General features: G+C 42.9%; 16 protein-coding genes. 10 read left to right on the top strand and 6 right to left on the bottom strand.

All coding sequences use genetic code 11. The features are described 5' to 3' along the window. Window positions 1–377: 377 nt before the first annotated feature. Complete coding sequence (locus tag dnm_RS23655) at window positions 378–1,100, top strand: PEP-CTERM sorting domain-containing protein (protein WP_207679352.1); 723 nt, start codon at window positions 378–380, stop codon at window positions 1,098–1,100. A gap of 293 nt (window positions 1,101–1,393) precedes the next feature. Here the strand turns inward: dnm_RS23655 and dnm_RS23650 are convergent, their stop codons facing one another. Together dnm_RS23650 and dnm_RS23645 are read right to left on the bottom strand one after the other, a co-directional pair. Next, on the bottom strand, window positions 1,394–1,963 hold the full coding sequence (locus tag dnm_RS23650) for a Uma2 family endonuclease (RefSeq protein WP_207679351.1): 570 nt from the start codon (window positions 1,961–1,963) through the stop codon (window positions 1,394–1,396). A 223-nt stretch (window positions 1,964–2,186) separates the two neighbouring features. Then, window positions 2,187–3,725 (bottom strand): YifB family Mg chelatase-like AAA ATPase, encoded by a 1,539-nt coding sequence (locus tag dnm_RS23645; protein WP_207679350.1) that lies wholly within the window; start codon window positions 3,723–3,725, stop codon window positions 2,187–2,189. 1,294 nt (window positions 3,726–5,019) lie between these two features. On the opposite strand from dnm_RS23645, the gene lpxC reads away from it, so the two are divergent. The 8 genes from lpxC (at window position 5,020) to dnm_RS23605 (ending at window position 13,248) form a co-directional block, all read left to right on the top strand. After that, on the top strand, window positions 5,020–5,925 hold the full coding sequence (lpxC, locus tag dnm_RS23640) for a UDP-3-O-acyl-N-acetylglucosamine deacetylase (RefSeq protein WP_337833587.1): 906 nt from the start codon (window positions 5,020–5,022) through the stop codon (window positions 5,923–5,925). Between the two features lie 97 nt (window positions 5,926–6,022). Next, a complete protein-coding gene (locus dnm_RS23635) occupies window positions 6,023–6,583 on the top strand; it encodes a DUF4390 domain-containing protein (RefSeq protein WP_207679348.1) in 561 nt (186 codons plus the stop codon). 19 nt (window positions 6,584–6,602) lie between these two features. Continuing rightward, on the top strand, window positions 6,603–9,008 hold the full coding sequence (locus dnm_RS23630; protein WP_337833586.1) for a sensor histidine kinase: 2,406 nt from the start codon (window positions 6,603–6,605) through the stop codon (window positions 9,006–9,008). A gap of 605 nt (window positions 9,009–9,613) precedes the next feature. Further along, complete coding sequence (locus dnm_RS31710) at window positions 9,614–10,138, top strand: transposase (RefSeq protein WP_353740328.1); 525 nt, start codon at window positions 9,614–9,616, stop codon at window positions 10,136–10,138. 101 nt (window positions 10,139–10,239) lie between these two features. Further along, window positions 10,240–10,500 carry a hypothetical protein gene (locus dnm_RS23620; protein ID WP_207679346.1) on the top strand — a complete coding sequence of 87 codons (261 nt, stop codon included), beginning with the start codon at window positions 10,240–10,242 and terminating at the stop codon, window positions 10,498–10,500. A gap of 160 nt (window positions 10,501–10,660) precedes the next feature. Continuing rightward, window positions 10,661–11,581: an ornithine carbamoyltransferase gene (gene argF, locus dnm_RS23615; RefSeq protein ID WP_207679345.1), complete on the top strand. Its 921-nt coding sequence runs from the start codon at window positions 10,661–10,663 to the stop codon at window positions 11,579–11,581. Beyond that, on the top strand, window positions 11,581–12,783 hold the full coding sequence (locus tag dnm_RS23610) for an argininosuccinate synthase (RefSeq protein ID WP_207679344.1): 1,203 nt from the start codon (window positions 11,581–11,583) through the stop codon (window positions 12,781–12,783). Before argF ends, dnm_RS23610 begins: the two co-directional genes overlap by 1 nt. A gap of 300 nt (window positions 12,784–13,083) precedes the next feature. After that, a complete protein-coding gene (locus dnm_RS23605) occupies window positions 13,084–13,248 on the top strand; it encodes a hypothetical protein (protein WP_207679343.1) in 165 nt (54 codons plus the stop codon). A 23-nt stretch (window positions 13,249–13,271) separates the two neighbouring features. Here the strand turns inward: dnm_RS23605 and dnm_RS23600 are convergent, their stop codons facing one another. Both dnm_RS23600 and dnm_RS23595 read right to left on the bottom strand, forming a co-directional pair. Continuing rightward, window positions 13,272–13,799, bottom strand: a complete 528-nt coding sequence (locus dnm_RS23600) for a V4R domain-containing protein (RefSeq protein ID WP_207679342.1) — start codon at window positions 13,797–13,799, stop codon at window positions 13,272–13,274. Between the two features lie 3 nt (window positions 13,800–13,802). After that, window positions 13,803–15,758 (bottom strand): response regulator, encoded by a 1,956-nt coding sequence (locus dnm_RS23595; RefSeq protein WP_207679341.1) that lies wholly within the window; start codon window positions 15,756–15,758, stop codon window positions 13,803–13,805. A gap of 637 nt (window positions 15,759–16,395) precedes the next feature. On the opposite strand from dnm_RS23595, the gene rsmI reads away from it, so the two are divergent. Beyond that, on the top strand, window positions 16,396–17,250 hold the full coding sequence (rsmI, locus tag dnm_RS23590; RefSeq protein WP_207679340.1) for a 16S rRNA (cytidine(1402)-2'-O)-methyltransferase: 855 nt from the start codon (window positions 16,396–16,398) through the stop codon (window positions 17,248–17,250). Between the two features lie 223 nt (window positions 17,251–17,473). Here the strand turns inward: rsmI and dnm_RS23585 are convergent, their stop codons facing one another. Further along, window positions 17,474–18,478, bottom strand: coding sequence for an ABC transporter substrate-binding protein (locus dnm_RS23585; RefSeq protein ID WP_207679339.1), 1,005 nt, complete (start codon window positions 18,476–18,478; stop codon window positions 17,474–17,476). A gap of 157 nt (window positions 18,479–18,635) precedes the next feature. Continuing rightward, the gene (gene cysS, locus dnm_RS23580) at window positions 18,636–20,084 is read right to left on the bottom strand and encodes a cysteine--tRNA ligase (RefSeq protein WP_207679338.1); all 1,449 of its coding nucleotides are present in this window, start codon (window positions 20,082–20,084) and stop codon (window positions 18,636–18,638) included. Window positions 20,085–20,557: the final 473 nt, after the last annotated feature.

Below are 20,557 nucleotides of genomic sequence, written 5' to 3'. Positions count from 1 at the left end.
TTCGTGTCTTCGTGGCAAAAAACAGCCCGGAATTACCTTTCAAACATGCTCTTAAATATATCGTGCAGTGTTTAAAAATATTGACAATAATAATTAATAGTTTTATAATAATCTAAAAGTAATATGAAGTGGTTTCATTTATATTATAATCCAGCTCTTTGGTAAAAATAAAAAGCTGCCTTTTCTACCCGCTTCAGATAGCTAAGTCCGGATTCCCTGTCTGATTCACCAATCCAGCGGGAACGGAGAGGGAAATTTTATAATTTTCTCCATACAATAAAATAAGGAGGTGATACATACAAATAAAAGCTCAAAATGATCGGAAATTGAAAAAAGTGGCGTTAATGAATTTAAGGTAAACAAAACGGAGGTGTAATATGAAAAAAATTTTGACAGTCTTAACAATTTCAAGTTTGATGGTGGCTTTTTTGGCAGCCAGTTCGTGGGCATATACCTACGGTTTTACTAACATCACTTCGAACAGCACAGATAATGCGACAACCGGAGAGTCTCAGTTATTCCTTGACATTACAGACGCGGGAGACAGCCAGGCCCTGTTTACATTCTGGAATAGTCTTGATCCTGGAAATCCCTCTTCAATCACTCAGATTTATTTTGAAAATAATGGCCTGTTGCTTGATGATATAATCTCAGTTGATGGCAGCGACGGCGTGGAGTATCTGATCGCTGGCAGGGCTGGCAACCTCCCGGGGGGCAATGATCTTGATCCCAAGTTTGATGCTGATTTTGAGATTTACCCAGATCAGCCAACAGCGCCGAATGGGATAAATCCCGGGGAATCGCTGGATGTTCTTTTCAGCATAATAGGATCATTTGATGACCTCATCGCTGCGCTGGAAAGCGAAGATCAGAACAATAATATGAGAGTAGGTTTCCATGTTCAGGCATTTGGCGACGGCGGAAGTGAAGCTTTTGTAAATAATCTGGTAGCGGTGATCGAGAAGGCGACTCCTGGAGATACTGGTCCAAGCCCCAATCCTGGTACTGGAGGAGGGACTGTCCCGGAACCTGCTACGATGTTTCTTTTTATTGTCGGTCTTGTCGGGCTTACAGTATTAAAGAAAAAATTTAACAAGTAAAAGTGAATTGAAGTTCAATGCATCACAATAAGACAGGGCCATTTAAGGCTCTGTCTTTTTTATGCCTTTTCATGATATCTCCCGGGGAATCAGGTCTTCCGCACCTGCCCCCATACTCCTCCTCGGCTCCGGTCTGATCGGCCTTGCGGGCCTGAGGAAGAAGCTTGACAAAAATTAATGGTGCTGAACCACAGATTAACGCAGATGACACAGATTGCGCGGATTGAAAAAATTCGTGTCATCCGTGTCATCCGTGTTAATCTGTGGTTCAGAGGCTTAAAAAAATCAAAAACTCACAATTTAACCCGGTCGTAGATCGTCATCAGAGACAATTCAATATTAACAGATTTGATTCTCAATGTGTCATCTGAATTTTTAAATTCCTCCAACACCCAATTTTCCTTCTCATTTTTATAAAACTGTTCGATATGATAAGCATACTGATCAATCAGGATATAGTCTTTTAGTGAACGAATATTCCGGTAAGCGGTGAATTTGGATCCTCTGTCATAATCTTTTGTGGAATGTGAAAGAATTTCAAAAATAACAATCGGATTTTTAATGGTGTCATCTCTGCCATCGGCAAATTCAATATCCCCGCAGACAATACTCACATCAGGATAGGTATAGTGATTTTCCTTATCCACCTGAATTTTCATATCGCCGATAAAAGCAAAACATGCTGAATGATTTAACGATCCATGCAGACTGGCGGCAATATTCCAGGCAATCAGATTGTGATTAAAAGAAGCCCCTGTCATGGCAAAAATTTCGCCATGAAAATATTCACTTTTATATTCAGAATATTGTTCCATATCCAAATATTCTTCGGAAGAAATAAGCTTTTTTTTTGCTAGCGTCATAATGAAACCTCCGTTTCAACACTTTGAAATTGCTGATATCGGGATGAAACAAACTGGCGGAAACAACCTGCTGTCCGACCAAATAAGTTCTGACGGGTTCAGACCTCCGAGGTTTTGAAAACCTTGAAGGTCTTTATCCTTCGGATGATTCAGATGAAATAAAAACCAATCCTTCTTAAATGCAATCTGTGCTGCTCCCCGTCATAATCAATGCGGTTAAGTACTACACAAATCCCTTGCTTCTGTCCAAATTCCGATACTGAACTGCCTCGGAAATATGGTTCACCCTGATATCAGAGGCTCCGTCAAGATCGGCAATGGTTCGTGCGATTTTCAATATGCGGTTGTAAGCACGGGCTGAAAGCCCCAGTTTGTCAATGGCCGCTTCAAGGAGATTCGCGGACGCGTCATCAATCTCACAGTATTTTCTGATATGCCGGCTGCCCATCTGGGCGTTTGCGTAAATCTTTGTTCTTGCAAATCGTTCTGACTGAATTTTGCGGGCTGCGGAAACCCGCTTCCGTATATTTTCCGATGTCTCCGCACTGAGTTTTCCCATGAGTTCTTTATAAGGCACGGCCGGGACTTCAACATGAATATCTATTCTGTCCAGCAAAGGACCGGAAATCTTTGACCGGTAACGGATGATCTGCTGATGGGTGCAACTGCATTCATGCTTGGGATCCGAATAATACCCGCAGGGACACGGATTCATCGCGGCAATCAGCATAAAACTGGACGGATAAGTAATGGTCGAAGCAGCACGGGAAATGGTAACTTTCATATCTTCCACAGGCTGCCGAAGCACCTCCAGCACATTTTTTTTAAATTCGGAAAGTTCATCCAGAAAAAGAACACCGTTATGCGCCAGACTCACCTCACCGGGTCTGGGAATATGACCGCCTCCGATCAGACCTGCATCGGATATGGTGTGATGGGGGGACCTGAAGGGCCTTTTAGTAATAAGTGCCTGATCTTTATCCAGCATTCCAACAACACTGAATATTTTTGTCGTTTCAATGGCTTCGTCAAAAGTAATCGGCGGAAGTATGGAAGGGATACGTTTTGCCAGCATGGTTTTACCCGAACCCGGAGGCCCGATCATAATCAGATTATGGCCGCCGGCCGCGGCAACTTCCAATGCCCGCTTGACATGCTCCTGACCCATGACTTCGGAAAAATCCACTTCATCGTCCTGGACATTATTCTCAAATATCGCGGAAATATCTGTCTGCTGAGGTTCTATTTTTGTAAAACCCCTAAAAAAATCAATGACCTGGGAGAGTGTTGTCACAGGCAGAACAGAAATTCCCTCCACCACCGATGCTTCCCGTCCGTTATCATATGGCACAAGAATCCCCGAATATCCGGCCTCTTTGGCTGCAATCGCCATGGGAAGGGAACCGTTTACAGGCTTGATTCGGCCATCCAGTGAAAGCTCCCCTAAAATAAGGTATTTTGAAATAAGTTCCTGAGAAATGAGCCGGGTCGCTCCCAGTATCCCCAATGCCATGGGCAGGTCAAAACCGGTTCCCTCCTTTTTGACGTTAGCAGGAGCCAGATTCACCGTGATCCTGTCATCCGGAAACATATAACCCGAATTGTTGACCGCGCTTCGGACTCTCTCCTTGCTTTCTTTTACAGCAGCTTCGGGAAGCCCCACTGTCGTAAACGTGGGCAGCCCCGGGGAAATATCCACTTCGACTTCAACCAAATACGCGTCAATTCCGATAACAGCACTGCTTAAAACCTTTGCAAGCACAATTTTCTCCTTTGAAATTTGAAACTTGAAATTTGAAACTTGAAACTTGAAACTCAAAACTGTACATATGTAACTGGTCCGAGTTTCAAATTTCCAATTCCAATTATTAAATCATAACAAATAGCTGTTTGTAGAACAATCTTTTTTATAACAATACATCGGACATTTTTTGTAACTCACTGTTTTTATTAGGTCTGATGATCTCCGGCTCAAAAATTAAAATTCTTTAATTTCAATGAGTTAATTTTTCCATCGTTCCTGATTATCAAAAACTGTCCGAAGTATTGTTATAACATATAAAATCAAAATCTTTTTCGGATTTTGTTGCAAAAAAAACTCAATACGCTATATGAAAGTGTCTGAGTGTCCGGATGTTGACTGTTTTCGTCTGTTCCGATGACTTATATACTCATATATTGTAAAAAAAATATTAGGTTATTTTTGTAGTTCCGTGTTTGTTTTTTTTAGCGATTAATGTTTATTCTGTGTTCAGATGAAAATCAGACACAGGCTCTGAAAAAAAAATTATTAGGGTTAATTTTTTTATTATATACTCGATGATCAGGTTTTTTGTTCCTGCATAATCAATGATCAGATTTTTTGGGTTCCCGCGCAAAAAATTATAAAGGCTGCCCTTGCTGCAAGGATTTTCTATAAGAAACACTCATGAAAAAGCCGGGTTTTTCACCCCCCCCAATCATGAAAATATTTGGTGAGAACAGACAAAAAAACCCGGGTTTTTAAAATGGATTTTCATGGCAAACGCTTATGAAAAAGCCGGGTTTTTCACCCCCGGTCGTGAAAATATACGGTGGGAACAGACAAAAAAAACCGACTTTTCAAAATGGATTTTCATGGTAAAGGATTATAATAAACTGATTATAAGTACCCGGCCATAATTTTTCGGATATCAGCGGATTCCGGGCAGAACTGACATATCGTGCTGCTTACAGCAGAAATCCCGGAAAACTTTTGGCCAGCTACTGAAATCCTTTTCTTATATAAAATCCTTGTTGCGGAAAGTCCGAAAAAAACAGTATGCTGTCTGAAAATTATCAGTAAATTCAGCCAGCCGTAAAAAAATCTGATCATCGAGTGCATAGGAAATTATAAAATCTTTCCCCCTCCCGCTACAGGGATTTTATATAAGAAAGGATTCATATCCCCCCTTCTTATAATCCTCTTCTTATACAAAATCTTTGTAGAAAAAAAGGAGGCTGACTGCCAAATACCAAGAAAATTATCAGGTTAGTTTTTTAATTTTAAATTCAAAAAGGAAGAAAAAAAGATGTTTATGCATTTACATCAAAGGACGCTTCGAAAAGCGGTTTCATGCAAAGGTGTGGGCGTTCATTCAGGCAAAGAGGTGAATCTGACAATCAAACCCGCGCCGATTAATCACGGCATTAAATTTGTAAGAACAGATCTCCCGGATAATCCGGGCATATCCGCGCATTTTAACGCGGTTGTGGATACAAGCCTTGCAACAGTCATCGGTCATGACGGATTTATTGTTTCGACTATAGAGCATATCATGGCGACTTTTGCCGGTCTTTCCGTTGACAATGCCATTGTTGAGCTTGATTCCTATGAAGTGCCGATAATGGACGGAAGCGCGGCCCCTTTCACGTCCTTAATAAGATCGGCGGGTATAACAGCGCAAACCGGCCCGAAATGCTTTTTTGTTGTAAAAGAGCCAATTACATTAGAGGAAAATGGCAAATCTGTCACCATCTATCCGGATTCAACCTTCCGAATCACATACACCATAGCGTTTGATCATCCCCTGATTAAAGAACAATCCTATACCCTTGAAGTTTCAGACAATGTTTTTGAAAATGAAATATCCGGAGCCAGAACATTTGGTTTTCTTCATGAAATCGAATACCTGAAGCGTTACGGCTTTGCACGCGGCGGTTCCCTGGATAATGCGGTTGTACTTGGTCCGGATAATGTGATTAATGAAGATGGTCTTCGCTATCCGGATGAGTTTGTACGGCATAAGATCCTTGACAGCCTCGGAGATTTTTCTCTTCTTGGCATGCCGGTTCTGGGTCATTTTGTGGTTCACAAATCCGGGCATGCCTTTAATCATTTGTTTATTAAAAAATTTTTTGCTCAGAAAGGGTCATGGGACACCTTTACCATTTATGACATAAGTGATCAGTACAATTTTCAACCGGAAGCCATCGCCGTTTAACTGGGTTATTGATATTGGTCATTGGTTATTGGTTGCAAATGTTCACACCAATGACTAATGACAAATCACAAATCACAAATCACAAATCACATCATTAATGAAACGGAAAATATGTATCATTCTCCTCAGCATGGCTTTTTTTATTCAGAATCAGGCGATTGCTCAGAATGCGAGATTGTCAGACATCACGATAAGCAACACACATGACCACCTTGAGCTTGTTTATCTGAATATAAAGGGCACTTTTACAGGAAAGATGAGAAAAGCAGTTTTAAGCGGTGTGCCTACTACATTTTTATTCTTCATCACCCTGCACAAAGTGCGTTCTGTCTGGACTGACAAGGAAATTGTCAATATGGAGATCACCCATACCATCAAATACAACAGTCTGAAAAAAGAATTTATTATAAAGCGGTCATGGGAAAATAATAACCCCATCATCGCAAAATCTTTCAAAGAAGCTCAGAAACTGATGAGTGAAATTAACAATTTTAAAATTATCCCCCTTCACAAGCTTGAAAAAGGCCAGCATTATCAGTTCAAAGCCAGAGCCGAGCTTAGTAAGCTTACCCTGCCCTTATATCTGCATTACATCCTTTTCTTTGTCTCCCTGTGGGATTTCGAAACTGATTGGTACACAATAAACTTTACTTATTAACTGAGTTGTCAGTTATCAATTGCCAGTTATCTGTTTCAAGTTTCAAGTTTCAAGTTTCAAGTTTCAAATTTCAAATTTCAAATTTCAAATTTCAAATTTCAAATTTCAAATTTCAAATTTCAAATTTCAAGTTTCAAGTTTCAAGTTTCAAGTTTCAAATTTTAAGTTTCAAATTTTCATTATGAAAAGTAACAGATTTAAAAAAAAGCCGTTCTCTGTTTCAAAAAGTGAACATAAAAAGCGGAAACGAGATTTCATCCTTGTTGTTATCATCATATCTGCCATTGTTCTTCTCACCTTTGCTGAATACAAAGTTATTCATTTTGAAGGTGATTTTCCCGTTTCCAACACCATATTGATGTTTATTCTCATCAATATCAATGTGCTGCTTCTTATTTTATTGATAATTCTCGTCTTCAGAAATCTGGCAAAACTTTTTTATGACAGAAAACGTAAGGTCATGGGGGCAAAACTCCGCACGAGACTTGTCCTTGCGTTCATATCTATTACGCTTTTTCCGACCATTGTTCTTTTTTTCTTTTCCATGAACTTCATCACGAGCAGCATTGAGTTCTGGTTTAATGTTCCTGTGGAACAGGCGCTTGAAAATTCTTTAAGTGTCGGAAGACGTTTGTATAAGTATCTGGAGGATCATAACCGGTTTTATCTGAGAAGAATTTCATATCAGGTGGGAAAAAAGCAGCTGCTGGCCCGTGAAAACAAAAATGAACTTTACCGCTATATACAGATTGTCCAGCGGGAATTCAATCTTCATGCTGTCGAAGTTTACGGAACTGGCACAGCCGAAAAGAAAAAAGCCAGATGTCTCTCCTTTGTGGTCATATCTGATCTGAGAAATGAACTGAAATCACTGTCTGCGGGTAATCTTTACAGAGAAATGGAAATAAACAGTGTCCGGTCAATTTCCGAGCATATCTCCAGAGGAGAACTTATAAGAACCATCGGAACCGTACCTTTCGGAGTGAAATCCTCGGACGCTGAGGCTTTTCTTGTCTTATCCGTCCTGATGCCTTCGGAACTTTCCCAAAATCTCACAGCCATTTCAAGAGGATTTGAAGAATATCAGCAGATACAAATGCTGAAAGAACCGATCCGAATCACTTATTATATCACCATGTCAATTGTGGCATTGCTGGTATTGTTCTGTGCAATATGGTTCGGGTTTTATCTGGCAAAATCCATCAGCATACCGATCATGCAGTTGGTTGAGGGAACCCGCAGGGTGGCTGAGGGAGACCTGGGGTTCAGCATTGCGCCGGCCACGGATGATGAGATCGGAAGTCTTCTGAATTCATTTAATAAGATGACCCGTGACCTCCGAAACAACAGGGAGCAGTTGGAACTTTCCGCCAGGATGCTTCGCCAGCAGAATGTTGAGATTGAAGCCAGGGGGCAGTATATGGAAATCGTCCTGAGGAATGTTTCAACGGGTGTCATCACTTTGGATGCTGAGGGATTTATCACAACGACGAACAAGTCTGCTGAAAAAATGCTGAATATCAAATCCGAAGGAATTCTGAACCAGAGCTATAGCAAATTACTAAAAGGACAACACCTGAATCTTGCAGGAGAAGTAATGGAACATCTTGCCCGGAAAGATGCGGTGGAATTTCCGTTAAGGCTGTCAATTGACGGAAGCCCCCGGAGTTTTATGATGCGTGTGAATGTACTCAAAGATGACACGGGCCGGCGGATGGGGCTTGTCATGGCGTTTGATGATCTCACGGAGTTGGAAAAAGCCCAGCGCATGGCTGCCTGGCGAGAAGTTGCCCGCAGGATTGCCCATGAGGTAAAAAATCCCCTGACCCCCATAAAACTTTCCGCACAGCGCCTGAACCGAAGATATTCTGGACAGTTGAATGAGCCGGTCTTTGACGAATGTACCGGAATGATCATTGACCATGTGGACCTGATCCGAAACCTGGTCAATGAATTTTCAGAATTTGCCAAATTTCCCACAGCAAATCCCAAACCCTGCGATTTGCCTCCCATTATCGAAGAAACCGTGGCCCTTTACAGAGAAGGGCATCCGGATGTTCATTTTGAAATCCGCAGGCCTGATAATATGATATGTCTTAATCTTGACCGCCAGCAAATTAAGCAGGCCATGATTAATCTTGTGAATAACGCCATCGGCGCAATGAAGGGGCAGGGCAGCATTGTCATCACCTTAACTCCTGATGAGGCCTCGAAAAAAGTTTGTATTGAGATTAGCGACGACGGACCTGGCATCTCGGATGAGGATAAGACCCGTCTTTTTGAGCCTTATTTTTCCACAAAAAAAACCGGCATGGGGCTGGGACTTACCATTGTCAGCTCAATTATTGCGGATCATAATGGCAAAATCTATGTGCAGGACAACCAGCCCCGGGGGGCCAAGTTTGTTATTGAACTGCGTGAATAGACCCTGAGTTCCGCAATCTGTACGAACCATGAGGAGACAGAGTGCATGGCGGTCAGGAGCATATCGGCGATATTATTTATGCGCTGTTTCGGTTTACTGAAAAAAAGAGCATGCACCCGGGAACAGGCTCGGGAACACAGATCATTTTTCCAGATATCATTCAGTTTTTTCTTTTCTTTTTTTCCAAGCAATGATACATATTTCACAGTTATTTTTATTATAACCCAACTTGCCACCTATTGAAATTTTCAGTTTGTTCTGATAACATTAATTTTATCAGCCAAAAAAACAGGGAGGGACAGAAAATGCAGACTGATATTATCATATTTTATGTTATAAGCTATAATCTTTTTAAAAAATGAATATAAATGATGACAGTCAGGCAAAGATGAACAATGCCGAAGTTCTGACAGTCGTTCTGACCGCCGCCCGTTTTTTCTGCGGAAATATCCGGAACGCCGCCGTTTTTCTCAGAGAACACGGATATGTTCCGGACATGCCGAGCGAAAGCCGGCTGAACCGGAGAATACACGCTGTTGACGATTCCGTATGGGAAAACCTCTTCCTTGTTTTTGCGGAAATATTTAGAGCGGAAGGCCGGGAATATGTCATTGACAGTTTTCCCGTTCCGCTCTGCGACAACATCCGTATCTCCCGGTCGAAAATTTTCACGGAAGAGGATTACCGGGGGTATATCTCTTTCAAACGCCGGTATTTTTTACGGAATACGGATTTATATGATCGTGACCGCCTCCGGAAAATCGACAGAATTTGTGGCCGCCCCCGGAAAAGATTCGGATATCGCCGTTTTCAGGCAGATGAGAACCGATCTGCCCGGAGGGGCAGTCTGTCACGGTGACAAAATTTACAATGATTACAAGCGCGAGGATATGCTTCGCGAAGCCGCAGGCATCATTTTGTCCCCGATCCGCAAAAAAAATTCCGTCCGGGCGACCGATTCCCGAACCGAACGGCTCGCCCGTCAGAACACCCGGAGACGGGTCGAGACCGCCTTCAGTCAGATCACAAATTTTTTTCCGAAAAAAATTCACGCGGTGACTCCGAAAGGCTTTCTTCCGAAAGTCATATCCTTTATCATCTCCTTCAGTTTTTACTGCCTGAACGCATAGGTGGCAAGTTGGGTTATAGATAAGTTATATCTGAATGGCGGTTGTATTGAATTGGGTAACACAGACGACTTAAAAAATAGTGACACCCCTATGTTGCAGATTTGGCTGAAGCTGACAAAGATACTGTCATTGAGACTGAATTTCGTCTAAATGAAGATGATTCAGATGATTTTACTTTACTGGTAAAAAAAATCATTCATAAGGATGCCAAAACAAAAGATATGATTTTGCATGAAAAGGTTCTGCCGCCTTTTTCCCAAGTTCACTATATTGCTGCTGACAGATTAGGGCCTTTGAAATATCATGATAAAGTGAATTTTGGCAATTTTATTAATACAGGTTCTAAAGGACAATTTTTATAACAAAATGCGGTAGTGTTCCAAAACTGAACTTAAATTTTTTAAGCCTTTGAATCAGTTCAGCAAATATCGGATCAAGTCCAATTTTAGAACACCACCCCAATTTATACAAGTCCTGAGTTTCAAATTAGCAATATAAAAATTGTGTAATTATGAGGTTACGATGAAAAAAGACATACTGACACTTTCAGAACTCTCCAAAGCGGATTTTGAAAGTCTTTTTAAACGCGCGTATGAACTTAAAGAAAGACATAAAAAAGGGATTACAGAGGACTGCCTTAAAGGAAAAACCCTGGGCCTGCTTTTTGACAAGCCGTCAACCCGCACACGGATATCCTTTGAGACAGCTATGGCCCAACTGGGCGGAACACCGATCTTCATAAATGCCAAAGATACGCAAATCACCCGGGGGGAACCCGTAAAAGACGTGGCAAGGGTGTTTTCAAGATACTTGGACGGTCTGGTTATCCGAACTTATTCCCAGAAATTAATAGATGAATTTGCAGAATTCTCCGTCATACCGGTGATCAATGCCCTGAGCGATCTGTATCATCCCTGCCAGGTGTTAAGCGATCTTATGACCGTGTTTGAGCATAAGGGCAGGGACAAAGACCTGAAAATCACTTGGGTCGGAGATGGCAATAATGTGGCGCATTCATGGATCAATGCCGCGTCAGTTCTGGGGCTGAATCTTGTCCTGGCCTGTCCTCAGGGCTATTTTCCTGACAGCGCAATTGTGAAAAAGGCCGTTGAAACAAAATGCGGTCAGATTACCGTAACTTCTGATCCCGGAGAAGCGGTAAAAGATGCGGACGTGATTTATACGGATGTCTGGGTCAGCATGGGCCAGGATGAGGATGATACAAAGAAGCAAATATTTGAGCCTTTTCAGGTGAATTCGGAACTTGTGAACAAGGCGTCAAAGGAGGTGATTGTCATGCACTGTCTCCCGGCTCACCGAGAGGAAGAAATCACCGAAGCAGTGCTTGAAGGCCCGAATTCTGTGGTCTGGGACCAGGCTGAAAACAAACTTCATATGCATAAGGCTGTGCTTGAAGCATTAATAACAAAAGGAAATTCATAATGGGTGATAAGATAAAAAAAGTGGTCCTTGCCTATTCAGGCGGACTTGACACATCTGTAATTTTAAAATGGCTCATCGAAACATATGACTGCGAAGTGATCACATTTTCAGCCGACATCGGCCAGGGGGAGGAAGTGAAACCCATAGAGGCCAATGCCCTGAAAACCGGTGCGACAAAGGTTTATATTGATGATCTCACAGAGACCTTTGTAAAGGATTATGTTTTCCCGGCATTTCGTGCGAACGCAATCTACGAGAGCCAGTATCTGCTGGGAACCTCTCTTGCCCGGCCCCTTATCTCAAAACGTCAGATAGAGATCGCACAGGCCGAAGGCGCGGACGCGGTGAGCCATGGCGCAACCGGAAAAGGCAATGACCAGGTACGGTTTGAACTCAGCTATTTTGCCATTGATCCCAACATAAAGATCATTGCGCCGTGGCGGGAATGGGATCTGAATTCCCGTACCGCCCTGATGAAGTTTGCCAAAGATCATGGGATAGACGTGCCCACAACCCAGGCAAAACCTTACAGCATGGATCGGAATCTGCTTCATATCAGTTACGAAGGAGGGATACTCGAGGACCCGTGGAACGAACCGCCTGAAGATATTTTTACGCTGACAGTTTCTCCCCAGAATGCCCCGGATGAACCTGAGACCATTGAAATCACCTTTAAACAGGGGAATCCTGTTGCCATGAATGGCAAAGACCTTTCCCCTGCAAAAATGCTGAAGGAACTGAACCGACTGGGCGGACGTCATGGCATTGGCCGGACAGACCTTGTTGAAAACCGGTTTGTAGGGATGAAATCCCGAGGCGTCTATGAAACCCCCGGCGGCACGATTCTGAGAAGCGCCCATCTTGCCATGGAATCCATCACAATGGACAGGGAAGTCATGCACCTCCGTGATTCCCTGGTACCGAAATATGCGGAACTTGTGTATTACGGGTTCTGGTTCTCGCCGGAAATGACGCTTCTGCAGAATATGATTGACGAGACCCAGGAAAATGTTTCGGGCGTTGTGCGGCTTAAACTTTATAAGGGAAATTGTATTGTCCTCGGCCGGAAATCCGACCTGTCACTTTACAATGAGGATTTTGCGACCTTTGAAGATGACAATGTTTACAGCCAGAAAGACGCTGAGGGGTTTATCCGTCTGAATGCGCTCAGACTGAGGATTCGGAAGATGATTCGAAAATAGCTGTGAAAAGAAACAGAACGCCCGGATTCGGGTGTGTCAGTCAGAAGGCTTGAAAGGAAAATAAAAGCTCTGATTCTGCGATCTGACCCATCGTGACTCAGGCGTTTGGCGAAAAACAGAAATCCGGTCAGAAAAGCGGGAAGGCTGAACATGCTGTCGCATCAGCCTTCCCGCGTGTCTGCTGTTTTCACATTTATCGTCCTGAAACCTTATCCGTGTCAACGCCTTTAATTGAATTAACATTTTGATTAGATTAAAATTTTATATCTTTTCCCGGAAGGGAGAAAGGAGAATGGAACAATGGGAGGAAGAGGAGCCCTCGAAGGCGTTATTCCGTTTATCATCTTGTTTGCGCTGTTGTTTTTTGTTCATAGCAAACTCTATGATTTTGGTTCGTATTTATTTGAAAAGATAAAAGAAAAATATCTGAAGTATTTCCCGTCAAAATCCCGGGAAAAAGCATAAGTTGGCGAAATGAATTTGGGGGACTAATTTCTCTTTGTCGCCTTAAAACGACAGACCCGTGCACCCGTGGCCCAGCAATCTATCTCTTTCACCCTGAGTTCTTTTCCAGTATAACTTTCCAATATGCCTGCCAAAAAACCTTCGTCGTAGTCACACACGGTTTCATCTGACATGGGCAGCCCTGAACAATCCAGATCCTCATATATGCTAACGGTTATGTTCAGGCTGTCCAAATCCGCTTCTTCCATTCTTAATATGCCAATGTGATGGTCTATGAGTTTTTTTTGGAGTTCTGCAACAAATTCGCTGAATTCATGGTCTGTATTCAACAAATTTTCACAAAATGCTGTTCCTGCTTTTTTTCCTGCTTCGTAATAAATATTCCCCGCGGCCTGCGGCCCAAATTGTTTAATCAGCACATCGCGCAGGGTATATTGCATCAGACGATAAGCTGTCACCGATGTTGTATCTCCCAGGTTGGGCCTGCCTTCCCGGATATTTCCCAGATCGTTCCAGGAAAATTGTAATTCCTGTCTGTCTTCTTTAAACATGTTTTACTCCTTCAGCAGATATTTAAATTCAGTCAGCTGGCATAAACTTTCCACGATATCTTCGTAAACAATGGGCTTGGAAATAAAACCATTTGCGCCTGCGGACAAAAAACGCGCTTTGTCCTTTGAAGAATCATCAGCCGTAAAAGCGAAAATGGGCAGAGCGTCTTTGTCATAGGTCTCACGGATGCGGCGGACCGCCTCTGTTCCGTCCATCACCGGCATCATTTTATCCATTAGGACAACATCAAATTTATTTTTGAGAACCTTGTTCACAGCCTCCAGTCCGTTTTCTGCTTCTGTCACCTCAATATTCAGTTTTTGGAGCATATTTGTTACGAGAAACCGGTTGAGCAGGTTGTCATCCGCGACAAGGAGTCTGATCCCGAATAAATCACACATATGATCTGCTGGCGCATAGCCTGATTTTGCTTCATCAAGAATCCTTCGCAATGCCTCTGCTGAGATGGGTTTTGTCGCGACAAAACTGAAATAGGAAGGCGAATCCGAGTCCGTGACTTTTTCAATGTGAGACGTACACGCGATCAAATGAAGCTGACTCAGGCGATGGTCTTCCCTTATTTTTGCGGCCAGCTGAAAACCATTAAGCTTTGGCATATCAATATCAAGCCAGGCCAGTGTGAACGGATTTTTCTCCTCGTAGGCACGGATAAGCAGGTCATAAGCATTTGTGCTGTCCTGACAGAGGGTGAAACGAACATCCTGTTTTGTCAGAAGATTTTCAATAATTTTCAATACATGAGGGTCATCATCAACCACCAGAATATTGCATGTTCCCGAACAGGTTTCTGATGCTGTGGGCGGCTCAGATTCAGTCTCTTCGGCGATCCCGAACAACAGCGAAAAATAAAATGTTGTCCCTCTGTCCGGCTGACTCTTTACCTGTAAATGACCTCCCATAAGCGATACCAGCTCACGGGAAATAGCCAGCCCCAGACCGGTTCCGCCAAAACGGGAGGCAATGGTGCTGTCTGCCTGGGAAAAAGGCGTAAATATGTCTGTCAATTTATCTTGAGAAATCCCAATCCCTGTGTCTTCTATGGAAAAATGTAATTTGAAGTTTTCACTATGTTGTTCCTGAAGTTTTATTCTTAACGTAATCGTCCCTTTATTCGTAAATTTGGCTGCATTTCCCACGAGATTGACCAGAACCTGCTGCAAACGGTGAGGGTCTCCCATGAGTTTTTCGGGTATCCTTTCATCCGTGTCAAAAATAAAACGAGTCTGTTGGTTTAGTTTCGGCTGAATCATTGCCTCCACGTCCTGACCCAGGGTGCGGACAGACAGCGGAACAGATACCAGTTCCATTTTGCGCTTCTCAAGTTTTGCCATGTCAAGAATATTATTGATTAAGACAAGCAGGGAATCGCAGTTTCTCTTAATAATCCGGACCTGTTTTTTCTCCTCACCGCCCAGATTTCCCTGTAAGAGAATATCTGTAAATCCGATCACAGCGCCAATGGGTGTCCGGATATCATGCGCCATGACGTTAAGATAATGTCTTTTAATGTCCGCGAGCTGCTTAAATTGTTCTGTTTCAGACATCAGCTGGGATCGGGCATCATCCAGTGCTTCAACCATGGCGTTAAATGATTGCGAAAAATCCCCCATAAAATCCACTCGCTGATTAAAATCTCCCCGGGCAATCTGCCGGGTTTGCCAAGTCAGATGGCTCAGACTGGCGTGGAGCTGCTTAAAGGGAGATGCCAGGATATTTCGTTTCGGCAGTCGGACTTTAAGATTTCCCTCAGAAATGGGTATGATAAAGGCTTTAATTTCTCTGAAGTTTCGGTTTAATTCATTCACTTTTTCCGAAAGCTGCCTGATCTCATCATCAGGGTCATTTTCACAAGGGATGGGATCAGGTGTTCTGCCTTTTAACAGATAATGAACGACTTCGGTAATCCGGTCAATACGCTCTGTTTCCTGACTGTTCATGGGTAATTTGGTGTCCTTTCTGAGCTTGTCGGGGGAAAGAATATCAGCAGATTGAAAAATGTCAGACCCGCTTCAACTTTTTATGTGCTTTGGGAATCTTGCAACACTGAGTTTTTGTAGCGGAACCCAAAGTTTTCCGATCTGCCGCATAAGAAAAAAATGTAGAACATAAGCAGGGGAGTGTCAATGGGAAAGGATTGATTTTCATACTTCTGACTAATTGAATTTGACGGTTTTACTGACTTGTAACCCACTTTTCTGATTTCATGCTTTAGTATCTCGGTACTGCGTACAGGACAAAAAAGATAAGTGCCAGAGAAACCCGGCTTTTTCCGACAGGGAAAATCGTCCCGTCCGGGGGAAAAAGCCGGGTTTCTTCCCTGCGCCGCAACTTTTTGTCCTGTACACAGATATCGGTATCTTCTTGATCTTTAACTGACAATTCATTTCATTATTGACTAAGTGATGATTACTGAGTATGAATCTGAGTTATGAAAAAAAATAACACAAAGGCGTGCGAAAATTTTATTTTCGCAAAAAGCATCTGTTATCACGCCATGCGAAAATAAACCCTGCGAAAATAAAATTTTCGCACTCCCCGGAACCCGGAAAGCACCAGCGTCCGGATATTAAATTTATGGATAAAAAAGGCAAACTTTATATTGTCGCCACTCCCATAGGGAACAAAGATGATATCACATTAAGGGCTGTTCATACCCTTGAAACAGTGGATATTATCGCGGCCGAAGATACAAGGCATACAGGAAAATTCCTTGGATATCACAATATCCGAACAAAGCTTATTTCCTGTCACGAATATAATGAAAGGGAACGGACACCGGGCCTGATCAACAAGCTTAAACAAGGGGCATCTGTGGCGATTGTGTCAGACGCGGGAACGCCTTCTGTGTCTGACCCGGGATACTGGCTTGTCAAAGAAGCTGTTGAAAACGGCATCACTGTTGTTCCTGTTCCGGGAGTGTCTGCTGTTATTACAGCAATCAGCGCCGCAGGGCTGCCTACTGACACCTTTGTTTTTATTGGGTTTCCCGCGAAGAAAAAAGGAAAGCGTCTGGCCCAGATGGAAAAACTCTCCGGTGAAACCGGAACCATCATATTTTATGAGTCTCCGAAACGCATTTTGTCTTTCATAAAAGAAATCATAACGGTCATGGGGGACCGCTATGGTGTTCTGGCCCGGGAGATGACCAAAATCCATGAAGAATTTCTTCGAGGTTTGTTGTCTGACATTCTTAATACCTTAAAAGAACGTCCTTCGGTAAAAGGGGAATGTGTTCTCCTGATCAGCGGGTGTAAGGAAAACGAAGCGGTTCCTTTGGACACGGTAAGAACTGAAATAAAAAACGCTTTGGAAACAGAACAACTACAGGTTTCAGAACTATCAAAAAAAATAGCAAAAAAATACGGGCTTCCTAAAAATAAGGTGTATGAGGAGGCGCTGATGATAAAAAAGGGAATGGATAATGGATAATGGATAATGGATAATTATCAATAGATGGAAAAAGCCTTTACTAACCTCATTTCCATGCTTGTCGTCCTGGATACCGGACGAAATCAGGACGCGAAGCGTCCGTGCTGCATTCCCACGCAAAGCATGGGAACGAGACCGCTATCAGGACACGAAGGACGCGAAGCTGCCGCACTGCATTCCCACGCAAAGCGTGGGAACGAGAGCAACGAGAGCAACGAGAACGCTATTCTTCTGTTTTGACCAATTCCGCCCCTCCTAATACATCGGGTCTGGGCCTGATATTTAATCTTTTCATCACTGTGGCGTTGATTATCCGCTTTCCCTGATGATTTCGGGTGACAGGGAGTTCGGAAACAGGCGTTCCCCGCATGGCTTTCAGAAGCATCTGTGCAGCCGTGGCCCCCTGTTCCTGGCCGGTTCGAAGCACCGCACACAACGCGCCGTATTCCACGTTCTTATCTGTGGAGCCAATGACAGGTTTTCCAAAAGTCTTTGTTATCGCTGATGTGACCTCTTTTTCTGTAAAAGGGACACCGTCCTTACCAGGTATGCCTGCCATGGATCCCAGTAGTAACAGGTCACACTTTTTTTTTAGTTCCTCCGTCATTTCCACTGCTTCTCTAAGTGTCTTCGGCAGTTTGGAAGCAACGAGTTTTGCAGAATATGTGTCCGACTCATTTTGAATCTGCTTTAAAAGGGCTTTTCCGGTGGCACTGTTTTCTGTAATAAACCCGACGCTTTTAATTGACGGCACAAGCCACTGGGCAAATGCGACAGACGCGTTGATATGCAGTCGTTCCAGAATTCCTGACACATTCGTTGCCGGATATCCATATGTCTCAGATTCTGCATTCACTCCGCAAAACATCACCGGTGTCCTGACCTTGTCCTTCAGGTACGGAACAACAAACATAGACTGAGCATTATCGTCAGCAGCGATGACACCGTCAGGCTGAAATTCCTGATACAAAGCAAAAGCCTCTTTTGCTTTCCGGGGTCCCCCTTCAAAATCTGTTTTTGTATCCATATAAAAATATTTCATCTCACAGTCAGATGCCAGCACGGAATCTATCCCCTCTTTAATTTCTCTGACCCATGCATATTTCTCCAAATTATAGCTCATGACCACCAGAACCTTGAACGGGGCTGCCTGAGACATATGGGGAAATAATCCGCAAATACAAAAGACGATCAGCATCATAAAACAATACAATTTTTTTATAGACATAGCATCCTCATCTTTCAAGCTAAAATAGTCATAGAGAGAAGGCGAGGCGCAGCGCTCTTATATCGGAGACAGAGTGAAGATCGGTTGCGTTACGCTTCAGCCCCTCATTCTTTATGTGGAATATATGCTTATTTTACAATTAATTAAGCACTAATTTTCAATTCTCAATTCTCCAAACAGTGCCTTCCGGCCGATCTTCAAGTACAATATTCATCTCCTCAAGCTGTTTCCTGATTTCATCTGCCCTTGCCCAGTTTTTTGCCTTTCGAGCCTCTGAGCGTTCCCGGACCAGCTGATCAATGCCTGCCGGATCAATGGATTTTTCTTCAAGCCCCTGGCGTTTCTTTTTCTCGAAATAAACTTTGGGGGATTCTGTGAATATTCCGAGTATGCGGCCCATTTTTACGATATCTGACCGTTCCGAGTGAACCGTATTTTTCAATGCATCAGAAAGACGCTCTGAATTTTCATCCAATGTGCGATTGATGTTGCGGACCGCATCAAAAAGAACACCAATGGCTTTGGCAGTATTAAAATCATCATCCATGGCCTCAGTAAAGCGGTTCCAGTATTCTCCGCTTTTTCCAGGGTCTCCGCCTTCATTCGGGGACATACCTGTCACTGTTTCGACCCGTTCAAGCAGGGCATAAATTTTATCAAGTCCCGAACTTGCCTCATCCATTGCCTTATCTGTAAAATCAATGGGACTGCGGTAATGATTGGAAAGCAGAAAAACACGGATGGTTTCAGGATGATAAGATTTCAGCACATCCTTTATCATCAGAAAATTCCCCAGGGATTTTGACATTTTTTCCTGATTGATATTTATAAAACCGTTGTGCATCCAATATCTGGCAAAAGGCTTTTCATAAGCCCCTTCTGACTGGGCAATTTCATTTTCATGATGCGGAAAGATAAGGTCCTTGCCGCCGCCATGAATATCAAAGGTCTCTCCCAGTAATTTACTGCTCATTGCCGAACATTCGATATGCCATCCGGGTCTGCCCTTTCCCCAGGGACTGTCCCACGCAGGTTCTCCGGGTTTGGAAGATTTCCATAACGCGAAATCAAAGGGATTGTGTTTTCTTTCATCTATGTCAACCCTGGCACCGGCCTCCATATCTTCCAGCTTGCGGCCTGAAAGTTTTCCATATTCTTTGAATGATTCAACAGAATAATACACATCGCCATCTGTCTGATAAGCATTGCCCTTTTCAATCAGTTTTAAAACAAAGTCCTTGATCTCCTCAATGTATTCAGTGACTTTGGGTTCAAAATCAGCCCGTCCGACATTGAGCGCATCCATATCATTATAGAATTCCCTGATGAATTTTTCAGAAATCTCCCGGGAATCAACGCCTGTTTCATTGGCCCGTCTGATGATCTTGTCGTCAACATCTGTAAAATTTCTGACATACGTCACCTCAAAGCCCCGGTATCTGAAATAGCGTGCAATAACATCAAAAGTGACAACAGACCTTGCATGACCAATGTGGCAGTAATCATAAACTGTGGGGCCGCAGACATACATTTTTACTTTGCCGGGTTCAATGGGATTAAAATCTTCTTTTTTTCTGCTTAACGTATTGTAAACGCGAATTGTCATGTTCATTTTCCTCATTATTCTGATTTATCTGTTGATCTGACCTAAAATGAGCAATCCGTTTTCAGCACTCAGATGTCAGTTCTTAGCAACTCAGCATTTTCGCAGTTAATTATCTCTTTCCTTCCGGGCGGGACTCTGTTCTCTCATCACATGCCGGGGAGCCTGTGGCTGATTTGAAAACTGACGGCTAATCGCTCATTTTAAGTTTAACTAAATGTTCATGACCAAGGGGACCACTCCTGATCATGAAAATGTATTTTCATGGCAAACAGCTATGAAAACGCTTTTTTTACCCACACCTATGAAAATCATTTTTTTCAAGGAGGTAAATACGCTTGCTATATGTATTTTTATGGTAAATCAAATAACTTTATCCACTTTTAAAGACAATTTGTCAAGTTCTGACTTGGAAGTTCTCAGCACGCATTTTACAACATCAGCATCGTAGTTCCGCGTTTAGGCGGTCTGTTTTT

The sequence above is a fragment of the Desulfonema magnum genome, assembly GCF_017377395.1.
Classification (GTDB): Bacteria; Desulfobacterota; Desulfobacteria; order Desulfobacterales; family 4be13; genus Desulfonema_C; species Desulfonema_C magnum.
The sequence above is the reverse complement of the archived record's forward strand: the minus strand, read 5'-3'. Positions and strand labels throughout refer to the sequence as shown.

What these genes read in the sequence shown, in the direction of transcription:
- rsmI (WP_207679340.1), top strand. Translation starts at nt 16,396, where the DNA reads ATGGATAAAAAAGGCAAACTTTATATTGTCGCCACTCCCATAGGGAAC.
- dnm_RS23650 (WP_207679351.1), bottom strand. Translation starts at nt 1,963, where the DNA reads ATGACGCTAGCAAAAAAAAAGCTTATTTCTTCCGAAGAATATTTGGAT.
- lpxC (WP_337833587.1), top strand. Translation starts at nt 5,020, where the DNA reads ATGCATTTACATCAAAGGACGCTTCGAAAAGCGGTTTCATGCAAAGGT.
- cysS (WP_207679338.1), bottom strand. Translation starts at nt 20,084, where the DNA reads ATGACAATTCGCGTTTACAATACGTTAAGCAGAAAAAAAGAAGATTTT.
- dnm_RS23655 (WP_207679352.1), top strand. Translation starts at nt 378, where the DNA reads ATGAAAAAAATTTTGACAGTCTTAACAATTTCAAGTTTGATGGTGGCT.
- dnm_RS23585 (WP_207679339.1), bottom strand. Translation starts at nt 18,478, where the DNA reads ATGTCTATAAAAAAATTGTATTGTTTTATGATGCTGATCGTCTTTTGT.
- argF (WP_207679345.1), top strand. Translation starts at nt 10,661, where the DNA reads ATGAAAAAAGACATACTGACACTTTCAGAACTCTCCAAAGCGGATTTT.
- dnm_RS23610 (WP_207679344.1), top strand. Translation starts at nt 11,581, where the DNA reads ATGGGTGATAAGATAAAAAAAGTGGTCCTTGCCTATTCAGGCGGACTT.
- dnm_RS31710 (WP_353740328.1), top strand. Translation starts at nt 9,614, where the DNA reads ATGTCATTGACAGTTTTCCCGTTCCGCTCTGCGACAACATCCGTATCT.
- dnm_RS23600 (WP_207679342.1), bottom strand. Translation starts at nt 13,799, where the DNA reads ATGTTTAAAGAAGACAGACAGGAATTACAATTTTCCTGGAACGATCTG.
- dnm_RS23635 (WP_207679348.1), top strand. Translation starts at nt 6,023, where the DNA reads ATGAAACGGAAAATATGTATCATTCTCCTCAGCATGGCTTTTTTTATT.
- dnm_RS23595 (WP_207679341.1), bottom strand. Translation starts at nt 15,758, where the DNA reads ATGAACAGTCAGGAAACAGAGCGTATTGACCGGATTACCGAAGTCGTT.
- dnm_RS23605 (WP_207679343.1), top strand. Translation starts at nt 13,084, where the DNA reads ATGGGAGGAAGAGGAGCCCTCGAAGGCGTTATTCCGTTTATCATCTTG.